The organism is Propionivibrio sp., from assembly GCF_049316945.1.
Taxonomy (GTDB): Bacteria; Pseudomonadota; Gammaproteobacteria; order Burkholderiales; family Rhodocyclaceae; genus Propionivibrio.
This window is the reverse complement of sequence record NZ_JBMOJE010000220.1, coordinates 1-4781: the sequence shown is the minus strand read 5'-3', so window position 1 is coordinate 4781 and position 4781 is coordinate 1. Positions and strand designations below refer to the sequence as shown.

Annotated in this window: 4 protein-coding genes; all 4 read left to right on the top strand. The window is 57.1% G+C overall.

Annotated elements, in window-relative coordinates:
- Positions 1-167 precede the first annotated feature (167 nt).
- Positions 168-404: a hypothetical protein gene (locus ACOYNV_RS25705; RefSeq protein WP_422902662.1), complete on the top strand. Its 237-nt coding sequence runs from the start codon at positions 168-170 to the stop codon at positions 402-404.
- A gap of 1 nt (position 405) precedes the next feature.
- Positions 406-861 (top strand): hypothetical protein, encoded by a 456-nt coding sequence (locus ACOYNV_RS25700; protein ID WP_422902661.1) that lies wholly within the window; start codon positions 406-408, stop codon positions 859-861.
- A gap of 139 nt (positions 862-1000) precedes the next feature.
- Positions 1001-2965 carry an AAA family ATPase gene (locus ACOYNV_RS25695; protein ID WP_422902660.1) on the top strand — a complete coding sequence of 655 codons (1965 nt, stop codon included), beginning with the start codon at positions 1001-1003 and terminating at the stop codon, positions 2963-2965.
- 404 nt (positions 2966-3369) lie between these two features.
- The gene (locus ACOYNV_RS25690) at positions 3370-3753 is read left to right on the top strand and encodes a VRR-NUC domain-containing protein (RefSeq protein WP_422902659.1); all 384 of its coding nucleotides are present in this window, start codon (positions 3370-3372) and stop codon (positions 3751-3753) included.
- Positions 3754-4781 lie beyond the last annotated feature (1028 nt).

Here is a 4781-nt window from a genome sequence, read left to right as displayed (position 1 = left end):
ACTTTTCTGTTCGCCCGGTGAAGCTGGCGAATGGCCGTCTGGCGTTTCCGAATGTTCTGGTTGGTGGCCCAGAGCATCACGCTGTTGCGGTAAGCGACCGTGCCGCACTGAATGCCAAACAAGAAGCTGCCGAGATTCAAGCTGTGCTCGCTGGCGAGGTGGCCTAAATGAACGCCGCCAAACTATCCAAATTCGCCCGTGGTGTTGGTGCAGAATTCGCCGCCAATGTTGCCGCCAGTCTTACTCAGTGCCACATGCCGGAAGAAAAAGCAGCCGTGATTTATGACGCTCTGAACGGCATGGCGATATTCAAAGGAAAGTTTCGCCGCGATGTTCATGACGGTTTCAGCGCCTCGATTCTCGAAGCACTTGACGCAGCAAGCCCGTTCGGAATTGGTGGCTAAAATGGCAAAGAAAAACGCCCCCAACAAAAAGTCTGCTGAGAGCGCCGCTGCGAAGCGCACCCATTCTAACCCGCCAGCAGACCTTTTCCCAGAAAGCCTGCCGCACGTTCTCGCTGCGATTCATCCGACCGCTGGCACCCGCGCCGGTGAAGCCCTGCAAGCATTGAAATCAGGCCCGCAGAATCAAGCCGATTATTGGCACGGCTGGCGACTCGCTGCCTACGTCCGAGAACTGATTGAGCTTGGTTGGGTGTTCATCAAGCGCGACATTTCCAAGCCGGGATGCCGCCGCTCAATAACGGAATACTCGCTTGACCATGTGGCAGAGAGTAACCGCCTTGCATTGGCGTCGCGCCAGAAAGGGAGCATTTCTATAGACCTGTCATGGGGCATGTTCACGTGGCTATCTGCTGTCTGGCTGGGTTTTAATATCCATGCGACATGGTGGCCGCTATGACTTCCGCCAATCGCTTGTGGCTTTCCCGCATGAACGCTGAAGAATCAAGGCAGAAATGCTCCGCCCGTGGTTTCTTATTTCGCGCCGCGTGGTGGACTTTCGTTCTGGCTGCGCTGCGCGATGCCGCGAGGTTCGCCCGATGATTAACGAAATAGAACGGGCGTCTTCTGCAATGTGGAGCCTCGACCCCGGCACCGACCGGGAAACATGGGTACGGCACGCGATGGGTATCAAGGCCGCTGGACTGGACTTTGACGAATTCCACAATTGGAGCGCCGGGGCAGGTAACTACAAGGATGAGGCCGAATGCCGCTCTGTCTGGAACAGCATCAAGGACGGAGGTGTTACCGCTGCTTCTCTGTTTCGTGCTGCGCTGGCTTCTGGATGGACTGACGGAAAGGAGCCGCGCAAGGAACGCGCACAATCGCCCCAGAAGGAACCGCAGCAAGCCGAGCCGAGCAAGCCCCCATTGCACGACCCGTTAACACTCTGGAACGCCTGTAAACCTGTTGCCGCTTCGCATGAGTACATCGGTCGAAAGTTGGGGCTGTCCGATGGCTTGCGGGTATATCACGGCCCCCTGACCATTGCCGGTCAAGCCTGCGAAGGTGCGCTGGTGTTGCCGTGCTACTCGCTTTCCGGCGTGCTAGCGAGCCTGCAATTTATCCCGCCCGGTTCGGATGCGAAAAAGGTATTTCTACCCGGCTGCAAGTTGCCTGCTGACGGATGCCTGATTATCGGTGGCCCGGTTCGCGATGGCCGGCCGGTTTATCTCTGCGAGGGAATTGGGCAAGCATGGAGCGCCCACCAAGCGATGGCCGCGCCCGCTGTGTGCTGTTTCGGAGTCGGCAGAATGGCAGGAGTAGCCAAGGCACTGCGCGAACGCCACAAGGCCGCCCGGTTGGTTCTTGTGGCTGACGGTGGCAAGGAATCGCAAATGTCCGCCATTGCCAAGGACGTTCGGGGCGCATGGGTTGAAATGCCGGAAGGGAGCGCCAGCAATTTCGACCTGAACGACTACCACAAGGCGCACGGACTAAAAGCAGTTGCCGCCCTTCTGGAACGTCCGAAGGAACAGGCGCAACGCTTCAAACTGCTGACACCCGGCGAGCTTTCCTTGTTGCCGCCCGTTCAATGGCGAATCAAGGGCGTACTTCCTACCGAGGGCATAGCCGCAGAGTTTGGCCCTTCTGGTTCGGGTAAGTCGTTTCTGGTTATCGACAAGCTGGCGGCTGTTGCTGGTGGTCTGGACTGGTTCGGATGCCGGGTAACTCAATGCCCGGTGCTGTACGTGGCGCTGGAAGGTGAAGCCGGTATCTCGCAGCGAGTGAAAGCATGGCAGGCAAAGCGAGGCCGGATGCCGGAGGGTTTCAGGTTCCTGCTGCAATCATTGGATATTCGCAAGGCTGCCGACCGTGCCGACCTGGTACAGGCCGCCATCGCCGCCGGTTTATCCGGCGGCATTCTGGCTATCGATACACTGAACCGAGCGGCACCCGGCATGGATGAAAACGACTCCAAGAGCATGAGCGAGGTTATCAGTGCAGCGAAAGCGCTACAGGACGAATTGGGGGGCCTGGTGCTGTTGGTACATCACTCTGGCAAGGACGCGACCAAGGGGCTACGCGGTCACTCAAGCCTACATGCTGCGCTTGATGCTGCTATCGAGGTATCACGCGACTGCGACCGCCGTGAATGGCGCATGGCAAAGAGCAAGGATGGCGAGGATGGCGAGGCGCACCCGTTCAGGCTTGAGGTGGTTGAAGTTGGCATTGATGAGGATGGCGAGGCAATCACAAGTTGCGTTATCGCTCCAGAGGAAGATGCGAGCGAAGCATTCCGCCGCGTGTTGCCGCCGAAGTCTGGCAATCAGAAAATCATCTGGGATGCACTTGGCCCGCTGCTGAAATCATCAAGCAATTACGGTAAGGGGGGAGCCGCGCCTGGACGCCCATGTGTGACCCTTGAGGATGCCGTCGACAAAACCCGAAGCCGCCTTGTGTGTGACCCGAAGCGCCAGACAGAACGCACTCAATCCGCCATTTCTGGACTGGTTGCAAGGGGGTTGCTTGAGTTTAAGGAGGGTTGGCTATGGGTTGCCTAATCTTCCCGTTTTTCTTCCCGTTTCGTTCCCGCCCTCTTATAAGGGGCGCGGGAATCGCGGGAAAGTACTGGATGTTCCTGTTTCGGGACATTTCGGGAATCGCGGGAAAGAAAAGACATCTCTTTTCTGGAACGAAGGGGGGTAAATCGTGAGATTAGCGACCTGCCCGACTTGCGGCACCCGATACCAAAAAGACCAGACTTGGAAGCGCACCTGTTTGAAGTGTTGGCAGAAAAAGAAGCGCCTTGAAGAAGGTTCTTCACCTGGTGCGAGTAGCGAACTGCCAAGCCACAAGGCATCGAGCCTGACATGCTGAACCGGCTGATTCGATTGTGTCACCCAGACCGGCACGGCAACAGCGAAGGAAGCACCAAGGCGACTGCATGGCTTCTGGAGCAACGAGCGTGAGCGCCCCTGAGACTGACCTGTTCGGGCAGGAGATAACGCCGACACCGCGCAAGAACCGCAAGCCCGAAGCCGCTGCCCTGGCTGAAGTTTTGAAGGTGCTGAAGAATCACCCGAAAGTAGCCTTTGTTGAACGACAAAACACAGGAGTCGCGAAAGTAGGTAAATCGTTTATCAAGTTCGGATGGCGTGGCTGTAGTGACTTAATCGGGATGCTGAAGGATGGCCGGTGGCTTGCTGTCGAAGTCAAAGCGCCAAAGGGGAGAGTCAGGCCAGAACAGGCCGCGTTCCTTGAAACGGTACTCAAGGCCGGTGGCGTGGCGTTCGTTGCCCGTGACTGCCGCGATGTGGCGAGGGTTCTTGACCAAGCGCCTACCCGTTAGAAACAAACCGCTCTGGCGAGCACGGCGCAACGCCCTGAGCCGGAATTCTGGGGCACTGAAACTTACCGCGAAACTTACTGGCAAACTTACTCAAGTAAAAAAGCTGCTGCCGGTAACTTTGAAAGTTAGCGCGAAAGTTACCGGGATAGTTACCAGCGAAAACCTGAAAGTTGCAGGGCTGGTTGCAGGATGAAACCTAAAAAGCGTGACGTCACGAAACCAGGCCGCCTTGATTGGGGGGTTTCTTTGCTGGCGACCATGCGGAGACGCCCCTAAAATTCGGGCGGTCTCCTTAAATCTCGGGAGACATACCGCCTGGGTGAAATATCCCTGACGGTCTCACCCCTCAAAAGTGCGCTGCACAATGACGCTGACAACGGGAAGCAAGAATTGCCGCAACGACCGCTATTCATGGCGTGGAGTCGGCACGGCACGGAAGCTGCTACGGGATTCTTTCTGGTGCAATGCAGCAAGGCGACTGCGCGGTTTGTTTGCCGTGGGCTGAGTGGTTTCAGGCCGGTGCGGTTGAATTCAGCTTGGCGCGATTGTGCAAGCCGTGGGGCAGGCTGTGCCAGTTGCCTAGGGCGATGCTTGGAAAATGGCTGGCTTTCTTGAGTCCATAGGGCGGGGCATGGTTTCTCAAGCTTGGAAATGGTCAGAGTTTTCCGAGTCGGTACGCCCATACCCGGCAAGGTTTCGCATGGTTTCTGAAGCTTGGAAAACGGCATGGTTTTCGGAGCCGGTTCGCCGGTGTTTGCATGGTGCAGAATAGCTGCCTCCATTGGTGGAAGTTGCTGATGGGGTAGCCGTCCGCTATGCTACCGACTCCGAGGGCTGAGACCATCTCTAAGCCGCCGAATGGATAGTGCAACGCGCACTATTGGGAGCCGGTTCGCGCCCGGCCACCCTTGGACATCAGCGCAATTCTGCGCTCAGCAGCCTGCCAATTCTGCAAAACCCAAAAGTGGGGAGACCTGCGCCGATTCCCGCACATCTTTTAGTGACTGTCACAGAATTAGCTGGCAATC

Excerpts from the sequence above, each read along its gene's own strand:
- ACOYNV_RS25705 (WP_422902662.1), top strand. The coding sequence starts at position 168 with ATGAACGCCGCCAAACTATCCAAATTCGCCCGTGGTGTTGGTGCAGAA.
- ACOYNV_RS25700 (WP_422902661.1), top strand. The coding sequence starts at position 406 with ATGGCAAAGAAAAACGCCCCCAACAAAAAGTCTGCTGAGAGCGCCGCT.
- ACOYNV_RS25695 (WP_422902660.1), top strand. The coding sequence starts at position 1,001 with ATGATTAACGAAATAGAACGGGCGTCTTCTGCAATGTGGAGCCTCGAC.